The organism is Pandoraea sp. NPDC090278, assembly GCF_044772185.1.
Lineage (GTDB): Bacteria > Pseudomonadota > Gammaproteobacteria > Burkholderiales > Burkholderiaceae > Pandoraea.
In genome coordinates this window covers 506,791-529,034 of record NZ_JBIVYJ010000002.1, presented here as the reverse complement: position 1 = coordinate 529,034, position 22,244 = coordinate 506,791, and the positions used below count along the sequence as shown (strand labels likewise).

18 protein-coding genes are annotated in these 22,244 nt (G+C 62.3%); 7 read left to right on the top strand and 11 right to left on the bottom strand.

Features of this window, described 5'->3' with window-relative positions:
• The first annotated feature begins 134 nt into the window (after positions 1-134).
• The gene (locus ACIQWO_RS10665; RefSeq protein ID WP_402823010.1) at positions 135-2,855 is read left to right on the top strand and encodes a DNA topoisomerase III; all 2,721 of its coding nucleotides are present in this window, start codon (positions 135-137) and stop codon (positions 2,853-2,855) included.
• Positions 2,856-2,989: 134 nt separating this feature from the next.
• Here ACIQWO_RS10665 and ACIQWO_RS10660 read toward each other — a convergent pair whose 3' ends face one another.
• Positions 2,990-3,952, bottom strand: coding sequence for a LysR family transcriptional regulator (locus ACIQWO_RS10660; protein ID WP_150739254.1), 963 nt, complete (start codon positions 3,950-3,952; stop codon positions 2,990-2,992).
• Positions 3,953-4,502: 550 nt separating this feature from the next.
• On the opposite strand from ACIQWO_RS10660, the gene hemN reads away from it, so the two are divergent.
• Complete coding sequence (gene hemN, locus ACIQWO_RS10655) at positions 4,503-5,942, top strand: oxygen-independent coproporphyrinogen III oxidase (RefSeq protein WP_402823006.1); 1,440 nt, start codon at positions 4,503-4,505, stop codon at positions 5,940-5,942.
• Positions 5,943-6,079: 137 nt separating this feature from the next.
• On the opposite strand, the gene ACIQWO_RS10650 is transcribed toward hemN, so the two are convergent.
• On the bottom strand, positions 6,080-6,277 hold the full coding sequence (locus tag ACIQWO_RS10650) for a YbdD/YjiX family protein (protein WP_039394580.1): 198 nt from the start codon (positions 6,275-6,277) through the stop codon (positions 6,080-6,082).
• Between the two features lie 38 nt (positions 6,278-6,315).
• The gene (locus tag ACIQWO_RS10645) at positions 6,316-8,382 is read right to left on the bottom strand and encodes a carbon starvation CstA family protein (RefSeq protein WP_402823002.1); all 2,067 of its coding nucleotides are present in this window, start codon (positions 8,380-8,382) and stop codon (positions 6,316-6,318) included.
• Positions 8,383-8,814: 432 nt separating this feature from the next.
• Between ACIQWO_RS10645 and ACIQWO_RS10640 the strand changes: the two genes are divergently transcribed.
• On the top strand, positions 8,815-10,203 hold the full coding sequence (locus tag ACIQWO_RS10640) for a cache domain-containing protein (protein ID WP_150663850.1): 1,389 nt from the start codon (positions 8,815-8,817) through the stop codon (positions 10,201-10,203).
• Positions 10,200-10,832, top strand: coding sequence for a response regulator (locus ACIQWO_RS10635; RefSeq protein WP_402822998.1), 633 nt, complete (start codon positions 10,200-10,202; stop codon positions 10,830-10,832). The genes ACIQWO_RS10640 and ACIQWO_RS10635 overlap by 4 nt, the downstream gene beginning before the upstream one ends.
• 23 nt (positions 10,833-10,855) lie before the next feature.
• Here ACIQWO_RS10635 and ACIQWO_RS10630 read toward each other — a convergent pair whose 3' ends face one another.
• From ACIQWO_RS10630 to ACIQWO_RS10620, 3 genes are all read right to left on the bottom strand, one after another.
• A complete protein-coding gene (locus ACIQWO_RS10630) occupies positions 10,856-11,275 on the bottom strand; it encodes a type II toxin-antitoxin system VapC family toxin (protein ID WP_402822995.1) in 420 nt (139 codons plus the stop codon).
• 14 nt (positions 11,276-11,289) lie between these two features.
• Positions 11,290-11,490, bottom strand: coding sequence for a DNA-binding protein (locus ACIQWO_RS10625; RefSeq protein ID WP_150660872.1), 201 nt, complete (start codon positions 11,488-11,490; stop codon positions 11,290-11,292).
• A 264-nt stretch (positions 11,491-11,754) separates the two neighbouring features.
• On the bottom strand, positions 11,755-13,641 hold the full coding sequence (locus ACIQWO_RS10620) for a phosphoenolpyruvate carboxykinase (GTP) (RefSeq protein WP_224796428.1): 1,887 nt from the start codon (positions 13,639-13,641) through the stop codon (positions 11,755-11,757).
• 453 nt (positions 13,642-14,094) lie between these two features.
• Here ACIQWO_RS10620 and ACIQWO_RS10615 point away from each other — a divergent pair, with 453 nt between their 5' ends.
• Positions 14,095-15,105, top strand: coding sequence for a D-2-hydroxyacid dehydrogenase family protein (locus ACIQWO_RS10615; protein ID WP_402822989.1), 1,011 nt, complete (start codon positions 14,095-14,097; stop codon positions 15,103-15,105).
• Between the two features lie 66 nt (positions 15,106-15,171).
• Here the strand turns inward: ACIQWO_RS10615 and ACIQWO_RS10610 are convergent, their stop codons facing one another.
• The 3 genes from ACIQWO_RS10610 to ACIQWO_RS10600 all read right to left on the bottom strand — a co-directional run bounded on the left by ACIQWO_RS10610 (position 15,172) and on the right by ACIQWO_RS10600 (position 17,203).
• Positions 15,172-16,017 (bottom strand): patatin-like phospholipase family protein, encoded by an 846-nt coding sequence (locus ACIQWO_RS10610; RefSeq protein ID WP_150663847.1) that lies wholly within the window; start codon positions 16,015-16,017, stop codon positions 15,172-15,174.
• Between the two features lie 44 nt (positions 16,018-16,061).
• Entirely contained in the window at positions 16,062-16,463 is a 402-nt protein-coding gene (locus ACIQWO_RS10605) for a PaaI family thioesterase (RefSeq protein WP_039394559.1), read from the bottom strand.
• A gap of 152 nt (positions 16,464-16,615) precedes the next feature.
• Positions 16,616-17,203, bottom strand: a complete 588-nt coding sequence (locus ACIQWO_RS10600) for a hypothetical protein (protein WP_402822984.1) — start codon at positions 17,201-17,203, stop codon at positions 16,616-16,618.
• A gap of 378 nt (positions 17,204-17,581) precedes the next feature.
• On the opposite strand from ACIQWO_RS10600, the gene ACIQWO_RS10595 reads away from it, so the two are divergent.
• Complete coding sequence (locus ACIQWO_RS10595) at positions 17,582-17,989, top strand: DoxX family protein (protein ID WP_402822981.1); 408 nt, start codon at positions 17,582-17,584, stop codon at positions 17,987-17,989.
• Between the two features lie 251 nt (positions 17,990-18,240).
• A complete protein-coding gene (locus ACIQWO_RS10590) occupies positions 18,241-18,810 on the top strand; it encodes a periplasmic heavy metal sensor (RefSeq protein WP_150663844.1) in 570 nt (189 codons plus the stop codon).
• Between the two features lie 97 nt (positions 18,811-18,907).
• Here ACIQWO_RS10590 and ACIQWO_RS10585 read toward each other — a convergent pair whose 3' ends face one another.
• Together ACIQWO_RS10585 and ACIQWO_RS10580 are read right to left on the bottom strand one after the other, a co-directional pair.
• A complete protein-coding gene (locus ACIQWO_RS10585) occupies positions 18,908-19,594 on the bottom strand; it encodes a Fe2+-dependent dioxygenase (RefSeq protein ID WP_402822977.1) in 687 nt (228 codons plus the stop codon).
• Positions 19,595-19,755: 161 nt separating this feature from the next.
• Positions 19,756-22,008 (bottom strand): TonB-dependent receptor, encoded by a 2,253-nt coding sequence (locus ACIQWO_RS10580; RefSeq protein WP_402822974.1) that lies wholly within the window; start codon positions 22,006-22,008, stop codon positions 19,756-19,758.
• Positions 22,009-22,244: the final 236 nt, after the last annotated feature.

Here is a 22,244-nt window from a genome sequence, read left to right as displayed (position 1 = left end):
GGCTTGCGACGCGCTTATGATGTGCCGCTTTCAGGCACGCCTTGTGCCCGATCCGACGGCAACGCCGGATTGGCTATATGTTATAAAGCCAACGAATGTCGCCTGGCGACACCCCCTCAACATTACCTAACGTCATGTCAAAAGCTCTGATCATTGCCGAGAAACCGTCCGTCGCGAATGACATCGCGCGGGCGCTGGGCGGCTTTACCAAGCATGACGAGTACTTCGAGAACGACGATTACGTCGTCTCGTCGGCGGTTGGCCACCTCGTCGAAATCGGCGCGCCGGAAGACTACGAAGTCAAACGCGGCAAGTGGAGCTTCGCCAACCTTCCCGTGATTCCCCCGCACTTCGACCTCAAGCCGATCGCCAAGAGCGAGTCGCGTCTGAAGGTGCTCACCCGTCTCATCAAGCGCAAGGACGTCGATGTCCTGATCAACGCCTGTGACGCGGGGCGCGAAGGGGAACTGATTTTCCGTCTGATCGCCCAGCACGCGAAGGCCAAGCAGCCGGTCCAGCGTCTGTGGCTTCAGTCGATGACGCCGCAATCGATTCGCGACGGCTTCAAGCGTCTGCGTACCGACAACGACATGCTCCCGCTGGCCGACGCCGCGCGCAGCCGTGCCGAGGCCGACTGGCTGGTCGGCATCAATGGCACGCGTGCCATGACGGCGTTCAACAGTAAGGGCGGCGGCTTCTTCCTGACGACGGTCGGTCGCGTGCAGACGCCGACGCTGTCGATCGTGGTCGAGCGCGAAGAAAAGATTCGCAAGTTCGTGTCGCGCGACTACTGGGAAGTCAAAGCCGAGTTCGTTGCCGCAGCGGGCTTCTACGAAGGCCGCTGGTTCGACCCGAACTTCAAGCGCAACGAATTCGATCCCGAGCAGCGCGATTCACGTCTGTGGAGCGTGGCGGCCGCTGAGTCGGTCGTCGCCGCAGTGCGCGGCAAGCACGGCACTGTCACGGAAGAATCGAAGCCGTCGAGCCAGCTCTCGCCGCTGCTGTTCGATCTGACCAGCTTGCAGCGCGAAGCCAACAGCCGCTTCGGTTTCTCCGCAAAGAACACGCTCGGTCTGGCGCAGGCGCTGTACGAAAAGCACAAGGTGCTGACGTACCCGCGTACTGACGCACGCGCGCTGCCGGAAGACTACCTGGAGACCGTCAAGGAAACGATGACGGTGCTCAAGGAGAGCAACAACTATCACCAGTTCGCCAATCAGGTCCTGAACAAGGGCTGGGTCAAGCCGAACAAGCGGATCTTCGACAACAGCAAGATCAGCGATCACTTCGCCATCATCCCGACGCTGCAGGCGCCGAAGAACCTCTCCGAGCCGGAGCAGAAGCTGTACGACCTCGTGGTCAAGCGCTTCCTGGCGGTGTTCTTCCCGGCCGCCGAGTATCAGGTGACGACCCGCATCACGGAAGTGGTCGGTCATCACTTCAAGACCGAAGGCAAGGTGCTCGTGCAGGCCGGATGGCTCGCCATCTACGGCAAGGAAGGCGCCGACGACGGCAAGGACGCGAAGGACACCAAGGAAGATCAGCCGAATCTCGTGTCGGTCGCCAAGGACGAAAAGGTCGGTGTCGACAAGGTCGCGGCCGTCGGTTTGCAAACCAAACCACCTGCACGCTACAGCGAAGCGACGCTGCTTTCCGCCATGGAAGGCGCGGGCAAGCTCGTGGAAGACGGCGAGTTGCGCGAAGCGATGGCGGGCAAGGGTCTGGGCACACCGGCTACGCGCGCGGCCATCATCGAAGGCTTGCTGACGGAAAAGTACCTCGTGCGCGAAGGCCGCGAGCTGCATCCGACGGCCAAAGCGTTCCAGTTGATGACGCTCCTCCGCGGCCTGGGCGTGGACGAACTCACGCTGCCGGAACTCACGGGCGAATGGGAAGCCAAGCTCTCGCAGATCGAGCGAGGCGGCCTCAAGCGCGACGAGTTCATGCACGAAATCGCGCAAATGACGCAGACCATCGTCAAGCGCGCGAAGGAATACGATTCCGACACCATCCCCGGCGATTACGCGACGCTCACGACGCCGTGTCCGCATTGCGGCGGTGTGGTCAAGGAAAACTACCGCCGTTTCGCCTGCACGAACTGCAACTTCTCGATCTCGAAGATCCCGGGCGGACGTCAGTTCGAAATCCCGGAAGTCGAAGAGCTGCTGCAGAACAAGACGATCGGACCGCTGTCGGGTTTCCGCAGCAAGATGGGACGTCCGTTCTCGGCCATCATCAAGCTCTCCCCCGATGACGAAATGGGCTACAAGCTCGAATTCGACTTCGGTCAGGACAACGGCGACGAAGATGGCGAAGCCCCGGACTTCACGGGTCAGGAGCCGGTCGGCCATTGCCCGAAGTGCAACGGTCGCGTGTTCGAGCACGGTATGCGTTACGTGTGCGAAAACGCCGTGGCGAATCCGAAGACCTGCGACTTCACATCGGGCAAGGTGATTCTCCAGCAGGAAATCACGCGCGAGCAGATCCACAAGCTGCTCACCGAGGGCAAGACGGACTTGCTGACGAACTTCAAGTCGTCGCGCACCGGTCGCACCTTCAAGGCGTATCTGGCCAAGCAGAAGGACGGCAAGATCGGCTTCGAATTCGAGGCGAAAGCCCCGAAGAAGACCGCCGCGAAGGCGGGCGACGGCGACGCGAAGGGTGACGAAGGCGACGAGAAGGCCGCCCCGGCACGCAAGACGGCGTCGAAGACCGCAGCGTCCAAGGCACCGGCCAAGAAGGCGGCCGCCAAGAAGACGACGGCCAAGGCCAAACCGGCGACAAAGACCGCGACCAAGACGGCAGCGTCGAAGTCCGACGATGCCGCCTTCGACGAAGACGACGCACCGTTCTAAGTACGTCACGCCCCCCGATGGAGTCCCGCGGCTTCATCGGTTCGGGCAATGAAAAACGGCCACCTCCTCACGGAAGTGGCCGTTTTGCTATCTGAAGCCAGCGGCTGACGTCGCTGGCGTCAAGTCAGGCTGCGTTACATCTGAATTTCGGTGGCGGAGTTCGTCGACATCTTCGGCGGCACCCAGCGCTCGGCGGCCGAAATGCCTTCGTTCTGGCGGAAGTACTCGACCGTCAGATCGATGAAGCCACGCGTCTTTGCCGACAGATACTTGCGGCTTGGGTAGACGAGCGAGACGTCGATGGGCGTTTGCGAATAGTTGCGCATCAACGCCACGAGGTCACCGTCGCGCACATCGTTACCCACCAGGTACGACGGCAAGAACGCGATCCCATGCCCAAGCAACACCGACTGACGTAGCAGCGCCGTGTTGTTGCAGATGAGCTTGTTCTGCACGCGCACACGGACTTCGCCGTCCGGCCCGGCAAACACGCGGTCGTCGCTCCAGAACTCGCTGGGCAGACCCAGCACGCCGTGCTCGCCCAGCTCTTGCGGCGTGACCGGTTCACCATGTTCGGCGATATACGCGGGCGACGCGCACAGCATCACACGCGTCTCCGCGAGCACGCGCGAAATCAGGCTTTCGCTGTTGATCATGCGCGTGAGCAGAATGCCGCAGTCGTAGCCTTCTTCGACCAGATCGACGGCCCTGTCGGTCAGTGTGAGATCGACCACGACCTTCGGGTGCAGCTCCTGATACTTCTTGACCAGCGGCGCAAGATTGCGCACCCCGAACGACACGGGCGCGACGACCTTCAAGGTGCCTTTGGGGTCGCGTGACGCACTGGAGATGAGGGCGTCGGCTTCATCGACTTCGTCGATGATCTGCCGACAGCGTTCGAGATACACCTGCCCGGCGCCGGTCAGCGACAGGCTACGGGTGGTGCGGTTGAGCAAGCGAACGCCGAGATGCGATTCCAGTTCTGCGACGTGCCGCGTGACCACAGCGGCGGACAGATCCATCTGGGCGGCCGTACGGGCGAAACTCCCGTTATCGGCCACTTTGACGAAAACGCGCATCGATTGCAGACGGTCCATGTTGTTTCCAATCGTGATGTGCCGCGTCGTTCCGGCAGAAGCGCAAAGGGCGTATGCGCGTATGGGCAGACCGGCAAGCTGCCAGCACTGCGGATACCTGGGGAAATTCGCTAAAACCCGCGGGCACCGGTCGGACCGCCGCCCCGGCGGTTCCGGGGCGAGCCTCGCGCGTGCCGCCAGGGCTGTCGACACGGCGGGGACTTCAATAAGGCGCTAGCTTACCGTAGACGACAAAAAATTGCCTGCCGCGGCAATGATTTCGGTGCACGTCAGGCGTGCCGCGTGCGCACCGCGACGCAAGAATTCACTTCCAATGCGGCGATTTGCGCAACGACGTCCCGCATTGCAGGCGTCTCACGCGGCTTGCATGCCGCCGACAAGGCTGTTTGACGCAGGTCACGGCGCGTCGCGCGTGGCGGGGCTAGAGTCGAGTGTCTCCTATGTTTCGGGCCTCGTCATGAACCCCCTTCCCATTTTGTCGACGCCTTGCGCCAGTTCCCCTGACGATCCGCATGTCGGCAAACCGTGTCCGGGCTGCACATCCCGCAGTTTGGGAGCAGATCCCGGGCATTCGCGCTGCCGGACCCGCACAGCGCCGCCGTCTCCGGCATCGGCCAGTCCCGTTCAGTTCGACGCGCGTCTGCTCAGCCGTTACGACGTGAACGGACCGCGCTACACCTCGTATCCGACCGCGCTGCAATTCCACGACGATTTCGGTGTGGGCGACTACGCCCGCGCCGCCGCGCAATCCAAGCGCACCGGCAAACCGGTCTCGCTGTATCTGCACGTGCCGTTTTGCGACACGGTGTGTTTCTACTGTGCGTGCACCAAGATCGTGACGAACAACCGCGCGCATGCAGACGCCTATGTCAAGCGTCTTCACGCGGAAATCGCGCGGCAGGCGACGTTGCTCGGCGCTGGCCGCACGCTCGCACAGATGCACTGGGGCGGCGGCACCCCGACGTTCCTCTCACTGGAACAGATCGCCTCGCTCGTCGACGCCATCAGCCGTCACTTCGTCATGACACCCGACGACAGCGCCGAATACGCCATCGAGATCGATCCGCGAAGCGCGGGGCCGGCGTCCATTCGTGCGCTTCGCGCCCTCGGCTTCAACCGACTCTCCATCGGTGTGCAGGACTTCGATCCGCGCGTTCAGGAGGCGATTCACCGCGTGCAGCCTCGCGCGCTCGTAGAAGCGACGCTGGACGCTGCGCGCAACTGTGGCTTCAAGTCCGTCAATTTCGATCTGATCTACGGCCTGCCACATCAGACGACCGCATCCTTCTCGAACACGCTCGACGCTGTCATCGAGATGGCTCCGGAGCGTTTGTCGGTCTTCAGCTACGCGCATCTGCCGCAACAGTTCAAGATGCAGCGCTGTCTGCCCGACGCGCTGCCGGACGGTCCTGAAAAGCTCGCGTTGCTGCAAACGATCATCGCGCGGCTGACGGCCGCCGGTTACGTCTACATCGGCATGGATCACTTCGCGCGCCCCGACGACGAACTCGCCCTCGCGCAAGCGGCTGGCACGCTGCATCGCAACTTCCAGGGTTACAGCACGCGGGCCGATTGCGATCTCATCGGTGTGGGCATGTCGGCCATTGGCCGTGTGGGCGACAGCTATGCGCAGAATGCCAAGACGCTCAAAACGTACTACGACGCCATCGACGCGGGCGGTCTTGCGATTGCGCGCGGCGTGCAACTCGATCGGGACGACCACATCCGGCGCGATGTCATCTCGCGACTCATGTGTCACATGACGCTGGACTTCAGCACAATCGAAGATGCCCACGACATCGACTTCGTCGCTTACTTCGCGAGCGAACTCGGCGAGCTGGCCGATCTCGCGGCAGACGGGCTCGTGGCCATCGATGCACACGGACTGCGCGTGCTACCCGCCGGACGCCTGCTCGTGCGTGTGGTGGCGCAAGTTTTCGACAGCTACCGCCGCAGCACCGCCAACGCGCGATGCGCCAAGGTCATGTGACGTCGACAGACCGCAAGCGCCGGGGCACGCAAACCGTCGCATGAAAGCAAAACGCCCGGTGGGATCTCCACCGGGCGTTTTTCATTCTCGACGGCATCGAAGGGTGATCGATGCCGCACTCGAATGCTCAGTTGCGTTCAGCAGCAGCGGCCACCGCTCTTGCCACCGTAGCGCGCCTCCTGCCGTTCGCGGAAGAACGCCTCGTAGCTCATGACCGGCCGATCCGGATGCGTGGCCTGCATGTGCGCCACATACGTGTCGTAATCGGGCAAGCCGACCATCAATCGCATGGCCTGTCCCAGATACCGTCCGACCTTACCGACTTCATCGAGCATGGGGTGTCCTCCGCTGTGCGTCCACGTGTGCGCCGTGCTCAGACCCGCTGCCCGGAGGGCATCGGCTCGAACGGCGTTTCCTGGGCCGTCGGCTTGTTTTCCCGACGGGCGATGAGGATGGTGCGCACCCCGAACACCGCGACCGCGACCACGACGAACATGAACACACCGGCGAGCGTCGCGTCGACATAGTCGTTGAACACGATCTGCTGCATCTGCGCGACCGACTTGGCCGGGGCGAGCAGCTTGCCCTCGGCAAGCGCTGCCTGGTACTTCGCGGCGTGTGCGAGGAAGCCGACCTTCGGATCCGCGTCGAACATCTTCTGCCATCCGGCAGTCAGCGTGCAGGCGAGCAGCCAAAGCGTGGGCAGCACCGTCACCCAGGCGAAGCGCTCGCGCTTGAGCTTGAACAGCACGCAGGTCGCGAGAATCAGCGCGATGGCGGCCAGCATCTGATTGGAGATGCCGAACAGCGGCCACAGCGTGTTGATGCCACCCAGCGGATCGACCACACCCTGATACAGGAAGTAGCCCCACGCTGCCACGCACAAGCCCGTGGCGATCAGATTCGCGGGCAACGACTCCGTGCGCTTGAGCGATGGCACGAAGGTGCCGAGCAAGTCTTGAAGCATGAAGCGTCCGGCGCGCGTGCCTGCGTCGACGGCCGTCAGAATGAACAGCGCTTCGAACAGAATCGCGAAGTGGTACCAGAACGCCATCATCGCTTCGCCCCCCACCACCTGATGGAGGATGTGGGCCATGCCGACGGCGAGCGTCGGTGCGCCACCGGCACGCGAAATAATGGTGTTCTCGCCAACCGCTTTCGCGGTCGAAGTCAGCACCTCCGGCGTGATTGTGAAGCCCCAACCCGAGACGACTTGCGCCACGGCTTCCGGCGTCGTACCGATGACTGCTGCCGGGCTGTTCATCGCGAAGTACACGCCCGGGTCGATCACCGACGCGGCGACCAGCGCCATGATGGCCACGAACGACTCCATCAACATACCGCCGTAACCGATGAAGCGCGCGTTGACTTCGTTATCGAGCAGCTTGGGCGTGGTGCCCGACGAGATCAGCGCATGGAAGCCGGACACGGCGCCGCACGCGATCGTGATGAAGAGGAACGGGAACAGCTTGCCCGACCAGACCGGACCGTTGCCGTCGATGAACTGCGTAAACGCTGGCATCTTCAGCTCAGGGGCGACCACCAGAATGCCGATGGCGAGCGCCAGAATCGTGCCGATCTTCAGGAACGTCGACAGATAGTCGCGCGGTGCGAGCAGCAGCCACACCGGCAACACCGACGCCACAAAGCCGTAGCCGATCAGCATCCACGTCAGTTGCTTGCCGTCGAACGTGAACAGCGGCGCCAGCGTAGCGCTGTCGTGCACGCTCTGACCGAAGTAAATCGCCGCCATGAGCATCACGAAGCCGATGATCGAGACTTCGCCGATGCGGCCCGGGCGAATGAAGCGCGTATAGACGCCCATGAACAGCGCAATCGGAATCGTCAGACCGACCGTGAAGGTGCCCCACGGCGAGCCAGTGAGCGCCTTGACGACGATCAGCGCCAGCACGGCGAGGATGATGATCATGATGAGGAACGCGCCGAACAGCGCGATCACACCGGGGATCATGCCGAGTTCGGACTTCACGAGATCGCCCAGCGAGCGGCCGTCGCGACGCGTCGAGATGAACAGCACCATGAAGTCCTGCACCGCACCGGCGAACACCACGCCCGCGAGAATCCAGAGCATGCCGGGCAGGTAACCCATCTGCGCGGCGAGTACGGGCCCGACGAGCGGACCGGCACCGGCGATGGCGGCAAAGTGATGGCCGAACAGCACGTAGCGATTGGTCGGCACGTAGTCGAGGCCGTCATTGTGACGCCATGCGGGCGTCATACGTGTGCCGTCGAGTTGCGCCACACGGGTGGCGATGAACTTGCTGTAGAAACGGTAAGCGATCAGATAAACGCAGACGGCTGCGATCACGATCCAGAGTGCGCTGACGGTTTCGCCGCGCGATAGCGCCACCGTGCCGAGCGCGCATGCGCCGACGACGGCCACCGCTGCCCAGGGCAGTTGTTGCCAGATACGATTCATTGTCTCTCCTCGGAACTGCCTGCTTAAGGCAGCAACCCGGGACGGTGCCGTTGCGACACTGTCCCGCCTCTTGGTGTGACACCGTGTCGGTGTCCCGAATCGCAACGCGGAGCGCTTTCGCTTGCGGCTCGCTGGCGCGCCCCTCTATGGGGGGGGGTGACGACAACGAAGACCGGTGGCGAAGCTTGTGACCATCACCGATGACAATCGGCCCGGTCCGCACATGCATGCATGCGCGCCTGCCAGACACTTCATCAACACCAGGAACAGACTTGCGAGTTACACTCGGCAGCCCCGGCCACGATTCGGCGTGTAGTATTGGCGTTTGCCCGACGCGCCACAAGCGCGAAACTACGCAGGTCCGCTACGTGCTAGTACGTAGCGCAAGCCCTTAAAACAAGCGGTCGCGGCATTGCAGGCTTATCGAATGCCATGAATCTCCGACAGAAATTTTTCGTCCTGTCGCTGCTGCCGGTTGCGTTGGCGATGGTCGCCATCGCGCTTGCCGTGCGACACCAGGGTATTGAGCTATCGCGCGCGCAGCACGAGGCCGTACAAACCACATCGCTGGCCAACAAGCGGGCCGAGCTGCTGCATTACGTGGGGCTCGCGCGCAACGCCATCGAGCCGCTTTACAACGGCCCGGATACGCCCGCCGCGCGCGAAGCCGCCCTGGCCACGCTCGCCCGAATGGAATTCGGTCAGGACGGCTACTTCTTCGTCTACGACCTCCAGGGCCGCAGCCTGATGCATCCGCGTCAGCCGGAACTCGTCGGCCACAATCTCTGGTCGCTCAAGGACGAGTCCGGTGCGCCCACAATCCAGCGTCTCATCGCAGCAGCCCGCGCTGGTGGTGGCTACGTTCAATACGCGTGGGAGAAGCCGTCGCGCCAGCAGCAGATGACACCGAAGCTCGGCTACGTCATCGCCCTGCCGCGCTGGAACTGGATGATCGGCACGGGCATTTATCTCGACGACGTTGAAGCGACCTTGCGCGAATCGGACGATCGCGCACAGGCGAACATCGACCGCACGCTGATCTGGATCACGCTGATCGCGTCGTCGTGTCTCGCCATCGTTGGCCTGTGCGGCCTGGTGGTGAACATCACCGAACTCAAGACCGCCGACGCCAAGCTGCGGCAACTCGCGCGTCAGGTCGTAGAGTCGCAGGAGCTGGAGCGTTCGCGCATTTCGCGCGAGTTGCACGACGGCATCAGCCAGTTGCTCGTCTCGGTCAAGCTACTGCTCGAATCGGCGTCGATGCGTCTGCCGGGATCGCCTGCGGCCGCCAGCGCCACACTCGGCGTGGCCATCGAACGGCTGAACGGCACGCTTGGCGAAGTCCGGCGCATTTCGCAAGCGTTGCGTCCCGCCATGCTCGACGATCTGGGACTCGCGGCCGCGATCGAGCAACTCGCCCGGGAGTTCGGCTCGCACGCGGGGCTTCCCGTCGAGATGAACGTCGAGGGCGATGCGCCGACGCTCGACGACAACATCAAGACGATGCTCTACCGAATCGCACAGGAAGCGCTGACGAACATCGAACGTCACGCGAATGCGTCGCGAGTGTCGATTTTGCTCATCTTCAAATCCGACGGCATTCATCTGTCGATTGCCGACGACGGACGCGGTTTCGACGTCACCGACGTGCATCACGATCCCCGCCACGGTATCGGCCTGCGCAATATGCGCGAACGGCTCGACGCCGTGGGCGGTGCCCTCGGCATTCAATCCTGGCCCGGCCTTACGACCATCAGCGCGTGGGTCCCGCTCACACCGGCCGCAGTGAAAGCGGCACTTCGCGCAACCACTCGCAAATGATGCAAGCTCACCCCATCCGACTCCTGTTGATCAACGACCACCCGCTAGTGCGCGACGGCCTGCGCGCGCGATTCGACGCGGCACCCAACTTGCAGGTCGTTGGCGAAGCGGGCAACGCGCAGGAAGCCCTGACCCGTGCGAAAACGGCATCGCCCGATCTCGCCCTGATGGACATCAGCATGCGCGGTACGAACGGCATCGAGCTGACGGCGCAGTTTCGTGAGCAGTTTCCGCATATCGCAGTGCTGATTCTCTCGATGCACGACAACGCGGAGTATGTGCGTCAGGCCGTACGCGCCGGTGCGCGCGGCTACGTGCTCAAGGATGCGCCCGCACACGAGATCGTGACGGCCATCGAACGTGTGGCACGCGGCGATGCTTACTACAGCGCTGCGATTGCCGCGCGTGTCGTACAAGCCTCCACATCGCACGCCCCCATCGATTCGCTCACGCCCCGCGAACGTGAAATCCTCACGCGCATTGCGCACGGACTTGCGAACAAGCAGATCGCCACGGAAATGGACCTTTCGGTGCGCACTGTGGAAACCCATCGCCTCAACATCAAACGCAAGCTCGGCATCGAAGGGCAAGCGGAGTTGATCAAGTTTGCGGTGGAGAATCGGCTGTAAATCGGTCGTGTCTTGCTGCCACGCTACGGCTGAAACGGGTTGTACACCTCCACGCCAGTGTTGGAGAAATCTTTGACGTTGCGCGTGACGACGATCAGCTTGTGCACCAATGCCGTGGCCGCGATCAATTTATCGATAGGGTGCTCCGAGTTCGGCACGCGCATACGTGCCCAAACGTTACAGATCTCTTGGTCGACCGGCAGTATGTCGTTGGCGTAGTCGAGTCTTAGTTGGGCCAACCAAGACTCGATCAGCGATGCCTGTCGAACATCGTTTCTGTGCCGGAGCACCTTAACCCCACGTTGCAGCTCGCCCATCGTGATGACGGATAGGAAGCGAGGTGCCTTACGCCGATCGGTCATTCGCATGAAGCGTTGAACCCCTTCATCGCCGCCTCCCCTCTTTCGGCTCTCGCTAATGACATTGGTATCAAGTAAGTACATGAGGCATTCGGAACTTAGTTGATCCGCTCGAAGTCGCTATCGAGACCGACATTCGGCATGGCTCGCAGCGCTTCCCCCAACGACCGGAATCTCGGCACCCGCGCCATACGGTCCAAAATCATCAGAACCTCCTCCTCCGGTGTTCTGCCACCCTCGGCAGCCCTCGACTCAATCGACCTCATCAACTGCTCGTCGATTCCTTCAATCAACATCATGTGCATAGACATCTCCTTCAGTACATAACCAAAAACCGCCATCCAAATCAAACATTCGGATGACGAGATAAATGCTAGCACCGGAGGACTTTCGAAAACCGGCCAGCGCGTTGAATTGCGCACCTTTCGGAAGGATCACAAGGCCACAAGGCAATAAAAAATCCCGCCGAAGTTTCCCTCGGCGGGATCGTGCTGCGGACTCAGCATTGCAGCCGCACTATCGTGACGTTGGCGACGTTCGCGATGTATCCATCATCGCCAACATCACGACTTCAGACGGCGCTCGATGTCGGCCTTCGTATCGAGCAGCGCCTGCGGCAGATGATGTTTGAGCGTGTCGAACAGTTCGGCGTGAAGCTTGAGTTCTTCATGCCACGCGGCCGGGTCCATCGACGTGACGTCGTCGAACTGCGCAGGCGTGAACGACAGTCCGTCCCAATTCAGATCCTCGTAGCGCGGCGTAATGCCGAAGGCGTTCTCCGTGCCCTGTGCAGTGCCGTCGATACGACCCAGCATCCATGCCAGCACGCGCATGTTCTCGCCGAAGCCCGGCCACACGAACTTGCCGTCAGCCCCCTTGCGGAACCAGTTCACGCAGTAGATCTTCGGCAGCGTGGCACCCGTCTTGTCGAGATGCGCGCCCGTGTCGAGCCAATGCTGGAAGTAGTCGGCCATGTTGTAGCCGCAGAACGGAAGCATCGCGAACGGATCGCGACGCACCACGCCTTGCTGGCCAGCGGCCGCGGCGGTCGTCTCCGAGCCCATCGTCGCGGCCATGTACACGCCCTCGGTCCAGTCGCGCGCTTCCGTGACCAGCGGCACCGTGGTCGAGCGGCGTCCACCGAAGATGAACGCATCGATGGCCACGCCGGCCGGGTTCTCCCAGTCGGCATCGATCGACGGGCATTGCGACGCGGGTGCCGTGAAGCGCGAGTTCGGATGCGCCGCCTTGCGGCCGGTCTCCTTCGCACTCTCGGGCGTCCAGTCCTTGCCCTGCCAGTCGATCAGGTGCGCGGGCGGCGTATCGGTCAGACCTTCCCACCACACATCGCCGTCGTCTGTTAGCGCGACGTTGGTGAAGATTACGTTCTCGCCCAGCGTCGCCAGCGCGTTCGGGTTCGTCTTCTGGCTCGTGCCCGGCGCTACGCCAAAGAAGCCCGCTTCCGGGTTGATGGCATACAGACGGCCATCCTTACCCGGTTTGATCCATGCGATGTCGTCACCGATGGTCTCGACCTTCCAGCCGTCGAAGCCCTTCGGCGGAATCAGCATGGCGAAGTTGGTCTTGCCGCAGGCCGACGGGAACGCCGCCGCGACGTGGTACTTCTTGCCCTGCGGCGACGTCACGCCCAGGATCAGCATGTGTTCGGCCAGCCAGCCTTCGTCGCGGCCCATCGTCGACGCAATGCGCAACGCAAAGCACTTCTTGCCCAGCAACGCATTGCCTCCGTAGCCCGAGCCGTAGCTCCAGATCTCGCGCGTTTCCGGGAAGTGAACGATGTACTTCGTGCTGTTGCAAGGCCACGCCACGTCTTTCGCGCCAGCAGCAAGCGGTGCACCCACGGTATGCACGCAGGGCACGAACTCGCCGTCGTCGCCGAGCACGTCGTACACAGCGCGCCCCATGCGCGTCATGATGCGCATGTTCACCGCAACGTACGGCGTGTCGGACAACTCCACGCCGATGTGCGCGATCGGTGAGCCGAGCGGGCCCATCGAGAACGGCACGACGTACATCGTGCGGCCCTGCATGCAGCCCTGGAACAGTCCGTCGAGCGTCGTGCGCATTTCGGCCGGATCGATCCAGTGATTGGTCGGACCGGCGTCTTCGCGCTTCTCGCTACAGATGAACGTGCGATCTTCCACCCGCGCGACATCCGACGGATCGGACAGCGCGAGGAACGAATTGGGGCGCTTGGCGGGATTGAGCCGCTGCATTGTCCCGGCGGCGACCATCTGTTCGCACAAACGGTCGTACTCCTCTTGCGAGCCGTCGCACCAGACGACACGCTCGGGTTGCGTAATCGCCGCGATATGCGAGACCCAGTCGATCAGCTTGCGGTGACGCACCCAACCGGGCAAATCACGAGTAGCAACATTGGACGAGGAAGAGGCGTTGAGCGCATTAGCGCTCACACTGGCTTGCGTCATGGGGGTTGTCTCCATGCAGAGTCGGGGAAATCGAAGCAGACGTTGAAATACCGGTGGGTGCGAGCACCGGTCGTCCTTATATAAGAGCACCGTGCAGGCGCCCTGCGTGACCGGGCGGTCCATCCGGTTGGGGATACCGGAAGGACGTCACAGTTGGCGTCTCACTCACCCGGTCCGACTCGCGTTTGCGGGGTGGGTTCGATTTTTTGCCATCGTGTTTAGGCGGTTTCGCCATGGTTGCCAGGACACCTGCCATACTATGCAAAACGAGGCGTCAGCATACCACCGCAAAAATTGCGCCGGTGCTGCGTCGCAACAAGGCGGCGAAGGGGTTGCCACGCCTCGCGCCGCCCACGTCCAGAACAAGCACGCCCGCCCGTCGGGGTGGGCTCCGACAATTGTTCCGTCTGTGCAGAATGTCGCCGTTCTGCGCCGATCCGATTACGCTTTGCCATGAAAATTGCCATTCTCGACGACTATCAGGACGCCGTTCGCAAGCTCGATTCCTTCTCCCTTCTGGCCGGTCATGACGTCAAGGTCTTCAACAACACGGTAAAAGGTGTCGGGCAGCTTGCAGCCCGGGTAGGTGAAGCCGAGGTGCTTGTTCTGATTCGCGAGCGCACCGCCATCACGGCGCAACTCATCGACAAGCTGCCGCGCCTGCGCGTCATCAGTCAAACCGGTCGCGCCGGCAATCACATCGACATCGACGCCTGTACCGCACGCGGCGTGGCCGTGCTCGAAGGCGTCGGTTCCCCCATCGCACCGGCCGAACTCACCTGGGCGCTGATCATGGCCGCCCAACGCCGCATTCCCCAGTACGTCTCCAGCCTGAAGCACGGCGCATGGCAGCAATCGGGCCTGAAGTCATCGAGCATGCCGCCGAATTTCGGGATGGGGCAGGTGCTGCGCGGCCAGACGCTGGGCCTGTGGGGCTACGGCAAAATCGGTCGCCTGATCGCCGGTTACGGCAAGGCGTTCGGTATGGAAGTGATGGTGTGGGGGCGCGAAGGTTCGCGCGAAGCGGCGACCGCCGACGGTCTGCGCGTGGCGAACAGCAAGGAAGAACTCTTCACGCAAAGCGATGTGCTCTCGCTTCACCTGCGCCTGAACGACGACACGCGTCACATCGTCAAACTGGAAGACCTCTTGCAGATGAAGCCGACGGCGTTGTTCGTGAACACGAGCCGCGCCGAACTGGTGGAAGAGAACGCCCTCATCACGGCGCTGAACCGCGCGCGCCCCGGCATGGCCGCCATCGACGTCTTCGAGAGCGAACCGATTCTGCAAGGCAATCCGCTGCTGCGCCTGGAAAACTGCGTGTGCACGCCGCACATCGGCTACGTCGAGCGCGAGAGCTACGAGCTGTACTTCCGTGTCGCCTTCGAGAACATCGTCAACTTCCTGAACGGCGATCGTTCGCACGTCGCGAATCCGGCGGCCCTGCTCGGCTTCGGACGTTAAGCCTCCGCGACATCGCTACAGCGCCGACGCAACGTCGGCGCAACCACTCGGCTGTCTGGCTCGCAATTACATCGACGCCAGATGCCGCAGGAAGGTCTCGCCGTCCTTGCGGCCCAGCGCGAACGCAGGCGCCATGTTCTCGGGGCGCGTGTAATCCCAGCTTGAAATCGGCACCGGCTCGGACGGCTGCACATACAGCCGGTCCTGTCCGCCATGATGCTGCGTAAAGATCTGCGGACGCGGATAGCGCCGCGTCACCATCACCAGCACTTGCCCGGGCGTGGCATCGAGTGCATCGACCGGCACGTTATCGACCATCCCCCCATCGAGCACCGCCCGGCCGCCACGTCGCAGAATCGGCGTGAACGGCGGCGTGCACGACGATTGCAGCATCAGATCCGCCAGTTCCTCCGTCGTACGGCAGTCCTGCGCCCGCACGAATTCCGGACGGAAACCCAGGCTGCGGGCGAGCGTCGGATGCAGCGTGCGTCGCCAATGCTTGTCGATGTTGTACGCCACCAACCCGGCCGCTGTTGCGCTACGCGGTCCCAGCCAACGAGGGATGTGCGACACCCCCACGCGAATCTCAGGCCCGGCAGCGAGCTTGTCGAGCTGACCGTCGTAGATGTCGAGCAACGCCTGACGATAGATGCGGTAATGCGGGAACACCCGCTCGCGTCGCAAGAGGTTGCCCCAGTACGCGTTCTTGCGATTGCCCGCGAGCGCCTGTCGGTAGTAATCCATCACCCAGTCCGACGCGCGCATATGCAGCATGCACGCCGTGGCCGCACCGGCCGAAATGCCGGTGATGACACGCGGACGCAGCGGCACGTCGCGCGAGACGCGCTCCCAGAATCCGGCCTGCCACCAGCAGCGGTTGCCGCCACCGGCAAAGACGATCTGATCGAACATCGGGGTCTCCTCTGAAACGGCCTCGCAACGCCGCCGTCAATTCGTCACAGCAACGCGTAGGTCGTCGTCGCGTGCACGGCCATCTTGCCGGACGCATCGAAAATCTCGATTTCGCCGAACACCAGATTCTTGCCACGACGCAGAATCCGCGCGATCACGCGCAGATCGCCGTCGGTCACAGGACGCATGAACTGCGTGTTGAGCGTGACCGTCGTCATCGGCTGAAAGCCCCCGAGCGCAGCAGACAACGCCACCACCATCGCCGTATCGGCCACCGCCATGAATACCTGCCCGCAGATCACGCCGCCGCCGTGTTTGAATGCGGCATCGAACGGCAACCGTAGCTCGCTCTCATCGGGGCCGACGGCCTCGATTTGCAGATTCAGTTGCCGCACCCACGGCGAGACGAGTTCTTCGAGCATCTTTTGCGCTTGCACCAGCTCCATCCTGTCCATCCTCCGTCGTCATGCTTGTTTTCGTGACGCCGATGATAGCCCCAAAACAAACGCGCCACCCGGTAAAGGGTGGCGCGTAGAGCAGACACTCGGGACCGCTCGGAAGCCTTCAGGACGACTGAAGGACGCCCGATGCAGAGCGCTTAGCCGTTCGTCTTGTCCTGATGAATACGCTGGCTCTGATGGTTCTCGCGATGTTGAACACCGGACTGCTCACCTGCGCTCACGTGGCCGTTCTTGGCGGCGTGTGCTTCGGCGGCGTCGACATGCGCCTGGCCCTTCTCGAGGCTACCGACCTGCTTGTTGTTCAACGTCCCCGCCGCTTGCCCCTGGGCGATGCGCTTCTCCTGATTGACGTTACGCTGCACGTCCGACTGCAGGCGCTCGGACGACTTCGACGTCGGATTCGCCACCCGGTCGTTGTGCTTGAGCTGACCGATCTTTGCGCTTTCCTTGTTCTGCGCGTTGGCGATGCGGGCCTTCTGCGCGGCGGTGTCACCGGTGTGATCGGCGTGAGCCTGCATCTTGTCGATCTTCGCTTCGCCCTTCTCCAGGCTCGACGCTTCCTTGGTCGTCAACTGGCCGCTCTTCAGGCCGTTCTCGATGCGTTGCTGCTGATTGATGTCGCGCGCCGTTTCGGACGCGGTGCCCTGGGCGAACGCCTGCGAGGCGAACACGCCACCGAAAGCCACGGTCACAGCGCTCAGAATCAGAGTTTTACGGACGTTCATGATGGAATCCTTATGCCTTAGGGCGTTTTGCTTCGTCGGAGACTCGACGGGGGGATCGCACCTGCCGGCGGAATTACCGGCGATTTGCTGCGTCCTTGACCGTAATAACGAAGCCCGAAGACGGCTCGCCGACAGCCGTCGTGTAACGCGGCAGTCCGAAAAGTAACGACGTGTAATCGCGGTGACGGGGTCCGCTTTCGCTATGTCCATGAAATCGTTGGGACACCCGCAGACAGCGCCGTAACGTTTTGATACAGTGGTGCCCATTTGGCCGGTACGCCCCACCTGTCCCGACATTGAAGACATCGAAGGGGCGCGCCACTCCGTTGTCTGTCAGCCCCCTTACGCGAACAAGCGAGTCAAGAAGGAGCCTTCACCATGCAGAGCACCAGAGACGATCTCGGCAAACTAGTCTTGCGCCTCACCCTCGGCATCCTGTTGTTGTTTCACGGCGTCAGCAAAGTCATCAACGGTGTCGGGTTTATCGAGGGCATGATTACGTCGCACGGTCTGCCAGCGTTTCTCGCCTATGGCGCATATCTGGGTGAAGTCCTCGCCCCGGTTCTGCTGATTCTCGGCGTGCTCACCCGTCTGGGTGGTCTGCTCGTCGTGGGCAACATGCTCGTCGCGTTCTCGCTGGTTCACCTGAGCCAACTGGGCGATCTGTCGAAGACCGGCGGTTGGGCACTGGAATTGCAAGGCTTCTATCTGTTCATGGGTCTGTGCGTGATCCTCTTCGGCGCTGGTCGTTACAGCGTGTCGGGTGGTCGCGGCGCCTGGGACTGATCCGCAAGGAACCGAAAGGCGCGAAGGCGTCCCCCTCGGGAACCAGACGACGTGTGACAGGTCACGCGTTTCGTCAGCACGGCCCGCCCTTGCCGACCCCGGCAATGGCGGGCCGAGTCGTTTCGGAATGTTGCAAACACGGGCGCTGGTAACGCTGAGTAATACAGCCGTTGCACTTTGCAACTTGTTAGGTTCACTGATGACTTACTCTGAAACTGCCAATTCCGGCAGTATCAAAAGGAGTCAACACCATGCGCAAACTGAAGATCGCCGCCGCGTCGGCAATCGTTGCCGCCACCGCGATGTTCGGCGTCGCCCATGCCGCGGACACCCCTGCGCCGGCCACCGGACCGCACGCCGCCATGCATCACATGCGCGGCGACCACGGCCCCTGGGGGCTGGGTAACATCAGCAAGCTGCACGACCAACTGAAGCTCAACGCGCAACAGGAACAGGCCTGGCAGCAAGCGGTCGCCACGTCGAAGCAGAATCGCGACGCCATGCGTAAGAACGGCGAGCAATTCCGTCAGATGATCGGCCAAGCGAAGGACCAGCAGGTGCTCGATCTGGCCGGCATGCGTGCCGCCCGCGAGAAGGTGTTCGATCAGAACCGCCAGCTTCGCAGCCAGACCGAAGATGCGTGGCTGAACGTGTATAACGGCCTGAATAACGACCAGAAGGTGCTTGTGAGCAATGCCATCAAGGCACGCTGGGCGAAGATGAAGGCCTGGCATGACAAGGCGATGCAGCATCGCGGCCAGATGCACAAGGGCGCTCCGGCTCCCGCACCGACCCCGGCACCTGCCGGTCAGGCACAATAAGCGCGAGGCCAGCGCCGCCGGGCGCGAACGCCCGGCATGTTGTGAAACGCCCGATCCCTTAACCGGGGATCGGGCGTTTTTTTCGTTCGGTTTTCGCTTAAGTCTCGCTCCAGACCCGCAGCAGGTTGTGATAACAGCCCACGAGCGTGCGACGCGCCGTCTCGTCCGCGTCCGTCGTGTTCAGACGCTGAATGGCGTTATCCATGTCGAAGAGCAAAGTGCGCTGCGTGTCGTCGCGCACGAGACTCTGCACCCAGAAGAAGCACCCCACGCGTACACCGCGCGTAATCGGATTGACACGATGCAGGCTGGTCGCCGGGTACAGCACCATGTCCCCTGCCGCGAGCTTCACCTGATGTGCCCCGTACTGATCCTCGATGACGAGTTCACCGCCGTCGTATTCGTCCGGCGACGCGAGAAACAGTGTGGCGGAGATGTCGGTGCGGATGCGCATGCCGCTGCCCGGTTGCAGACGGATCGCGCCGTCCACGTGGTTGCCGAAGTGCATGCCTTCGCCGTAACGGTTGAACATCGGCGCGTAGACCTTGTTCGGCAGCGCGGCACTGATGAACAAGGGATTGCGCTCCAGCGCAGCGAGAATCATGTCGCCGAGTTCGCGGGCGACGGGCGAACGCTCGTCGATCTGCTGGTTCTGTTTGACGGGTGCGCCCTGATACCCCGCCGTGGCAAGGCCGTCGACCCAGGCGTCGCCCGCGTTGTCGAGCTTGCTACGGACCCAACGGACCTGATCGGCGGTGAGGACATTCGGTATTCGGAGCTGCATGGGCGGCGTCCTTCGAAGAAAGCACAAGGCCCGAATCCGGCCAGTGATGCCGGTTCGCGCCTTGTATTGTGCGTCATTTTGTGGGGCGTGGGATGGCGCTTCGCTCAGCGCTCAGGCCACCCCGAAGTCCCCTCGGGCAACGCTCTGAAGCCTCAGAAGCGTCAGAATCGATAGGTCCCCGTGAGCAGCGCCGTGCGGCCGATTCCTGGCGTTGCGCGGCCGCCGTCCGACTGAATCAGCCCGTCCCAATACGTCTTGTTGAACACGTTGAGCAGGTTGAAGCGGATGTCGTACTTCGGCTGATGGTAGGCCACAGTGGCATCCCAGCGCGTGTAGCCGCCCACCCGAATCAGGTTGGTGTTCGCTGCGTAGCGCATCGACATGTAGTTCATGCCGCCGCCCACTTCCCAGTGGCCGAGCGTGTACGTCGACCACAGCGTGAGCGAGTGACGCGGCGTGTTCGCCAGCACGTTGCCCTGCGTACCGTCGTTGGCCTGCACGACCTGCGAGTTCAGGAACATGTAGCCGCCCATCACTTGCCAGTTCGACGTGATGTGCCCCGTCGCGCTCACTTCCGCACCGCGAATGCGCACCTTGCCCGCATCGCTGTACTCGCCCGTCGTGCCGGTCTGCGTGCGTGCGTTGTTCTTCGTGACCTGGAACAGCGCCGTGCTGATCGAGAGGTTGTCGTCGAACAGATTCCATTTGCTGCCGACTTCGAACGACTCGTTCGTCTCCGGCGGCAACGCCTGCGTGTTGTTGGTGACGGTCAGCGTCTCAAGCGCCGGATTGAACGACGTGCCGTACGAGAAGTAATACGACTGCGCTTCGCTCGGCTGATAAATCACGCCCGTGCGCACGCTCGTGTAATTGACGGTCTGCGTCGCATAACCCGGTGCGCTGATCGTGTTCGAGAGCTGCGCCTTGTAGCGATCCCAGCGAAGACCGACGATGATCTTCCACTGCTTGTTCAGTTCGATCGTGTCGTTCGCGTAGAACGCCACCGTCTCCGCCGAGCCTTGTGCGAGGTTGCCGGTCGACGTCGTAACGTTCGGCAGGCTGGCGAGGTACGCCGTGCTGTTCGCCGGAATCCAGCCAAGGAAGCCCGACGCCTGCCCCGCGCCCGTGCGCAGATATGTCTGATTCTCGTACGTGTCACGGCCCAGTTCCGCACCGGCGATCAGCGTGTGTTTGATCGGTCCCGTGTCGAACTTCTTCACCACGTCGGTCTGGTTGAACAACGCCGTGTCGGTGATCTGACGGTCGTGGCTTTGCAGCTGGACGGAGAGCTGATCGAGCGAGTACGACGGCAGTCCCGGCGTCGGCCCGGTCGGCAGCGTCGTAAAACCGCCCTTACCGTTGGAGATACCCACCGCGTGTGCCGACGTTTCGATCGCATCGATCGAATAGCGGCTGTAGTTCGTCTGGTTCGTGATCTTCAGGCTGTCGTCGACCTTGTGCTCGATCTTGGCCGTGACACTCACGACGTCCTGCACGGTGCGGTCGGTCGTCAGCCCGTAAAACTGGTTCTTCGGAATGGGCAGCGGGTTGCCGTTGAAGCCAACGGTGCCGTAGTCCGGCATGTCGCGGTTATGCTGGACCAGCGCGGAAAGCGTGATTTCCGTGGGCGTGCCGATACCGAGCTTGAGCGTCGGCGCGACGCCCCAGTCCTGGTTGTACAGCACGTCGCGCGTGGTGTGGATGTCCTGACCGAAGCCGTTGATACGGAAGGCGGCCGTGTCCGAGAGCGGATGATTGAAGTCGAACGAGCCGCGATACCGGTCGTTCGTCCCGATCGTGCCCGACACTTCGTTCAACGGCTTGAGGTTTGCCTGCTTGCTCACCTGATTGATCACGCCCCCGGTCGATCCGCGCCCGAAGAGCATCGACGACGGGCCTTCAAGCACTTCGATGGCGTCCAGATCGAATGTGTCGCGATAGTACTGACCCCGGTCGCGGAAGCCGTCGAGATAGATGTCCGTCCGCGCGTTGAAGCCACGCAGGTTGATGTTGTTGCCGATCTGCCCGCCCTCAGCGCCGCCCAGCGTAATCGCGGGGGAGTTGCGCAACGCGTCGGCGAACGACGTCGCACCCTGCGCCTGCATGACCGCCTTGTCGATGACCGTGACCGTTTGCGGAATGTCGCGGATCGCTGTGGGCACTTTGCCGCCGACCGTCGACATGTCGCGCATGTACTCTTCGCGAATCGACGTGCCGGAGACCTCCGTCTGCGGCAGTGCCGCCGCGGGTGCGGAGGCAGCAGGTGCGGCGGGTGTGGCCGCCGGAGTCGCAGAATTGGTGACGGGCGCGTTCGGTGCGGTGCTTTGCGACATCGCATTCGGGGCGTAGGTAACGGCGAGCGGCGTGGCGAAGATCGCCATCATCGCCAGAGCCAGCGGCTTGCGTTGCATCATGGTGATTGAAAGTACGACGGAACGAGTGAGTACGAATGCGTACAAATGCGTGCTCGACGGCACGACGTCACAGGAGTGATCTGGGGCGCGAATATAAATAGGAATGATTTTCATTACAAGACACGCAGGTTGCGGTAACTCACTGAAATCACTCGGTTTTTTGTAATACGTCGTAACACGTTCGCACCATGTCGGTGCGAGTACGCGGTAAGGCGATGAAAGCATTCAGATTGCTT

Bases quoted from the DNA above. Each gene is read 5' to 3' on its own strand.
- ACIQWO_RS10605 (WP_039394559.1), bottom strand. From the start codon at position 16,463: ATGGAGCTGGTGCAAGCGCAAAAGATGCTCGAAGAACTCGTCTCGCCG.
- ACIQWO_RS10590 (WP_150663844.1), top strand. From the start codon at position 18,241: ATGCGCAAACTGAAGATCGCCGCCGCGTCGGCAATCGTTGCCGCCACC.
- ACIQWO_RS10620 (WP_224796428.1), bottom strand. From the start codon at position 13,641: ATGACGCAAGCCAGTGTGAGCGCTAATGCGCTCAACGCCTCTTCCTCG.
- ACIQWO_RS10580 (WP_402822974.1), bottom strand. From the start codon at position 22,008: ATGATGCAACGCAAGCCGCTGGCTCTGGCGATGATGGCGATCTTCGCC.
- ACIQWO_RS10585 (WP_402822977.1), bottom strand. From the start codon at position 19,594: ATGCAGCTCCGAATACCGAATGTCCTCACCGCCGATCAGGTCCGTTGG.
- ACIQWO_RS10595 (WP_402822981.1), top strand. From the start codon at position 17,582: ATGCAGAGCACCAGAGACGATCTCGGCAAACTAGTCTTGCGCCTCACC.
- ACIQWO_RS10615 (WP_402822989.1), top strand. From the start codon at position 14,095: ATGAAAATTGCCATTCTCGACGACTATCAGGACGCCGTTCGCAAGCTC.
- ACIQWO_RS10650 (WP_039394580.1), bottom strand. From the start codon at position 6,277: ATGCTCGATGAAGTCGGTAAGGTCGGACGGTATCTGGGACAGGCCATG.
- ACIQWO_RS10660 (WP_150739254.1), bottom strand. From the start codon at position 3,952: ATGGACCGTCTGCAATCGATGCGCGTTTTCGTCAAAGTGGCCGATAAC.
- ACIQWO_RS10645 (WP_402823002.1), bottom strand. From the start codon at position 8,382: ATGAATCGTATCTGGCAACAACTGCCCTGGGCAGCGGTGGCCGTCGTC.
- ACIQWO_RS10635 (WP_402822998.1), top strand. From the start codon at position 10,200: ATGATGCAAGCTCACCCCATCCGACTCCTGTTGATCAACGACCACCCG.
- ACIQWO_RS10640 (WP_150663850.1), top strand. From the start codon at position 8,815: ATGAATCTCCGACAGAAATTTTTCGTCCTGTCGCTGCTGCCGGTTGCG.
- ACIQWO_RS10625 (WP_150660872.1), bottom strand. From the start codon at position 11,490: ATGATGTTGATTGAAGGAATCGACGAGCAGTTGATGAGGTCGATTGAG.
- ACIQWO_RS10610 (WP_150663847.1), bottom strand. From the start codon at position 16,017: ATGTTCGATCAGATCGTCTTTGCCGGTGGCGGCAACCGCTGCTGGTGG.
- ACIQWO_RS10665 (WP_402823010.1), top strand. From the start codon at position 135: ATGTCAAAAGCTCTGATCATTGCCGAGAAACCGTCCGTCGCGAATGAC.
- ACIQWO_RS10630 (WP_402822995.1), bottom strand. From the start codon at position 11,275: ATGTACTTACTTGATACCAATGTCATTAGCGAGAGCCGAAAGAGGGGA.
- ACIQWO_RS10600 (WP_402822984.1), bottom strand. From the start codon at position 17,203: ATGAACGTCCGTAAAACTCTGATTCTGAGCGCTGTGACCGTGGCTTTC.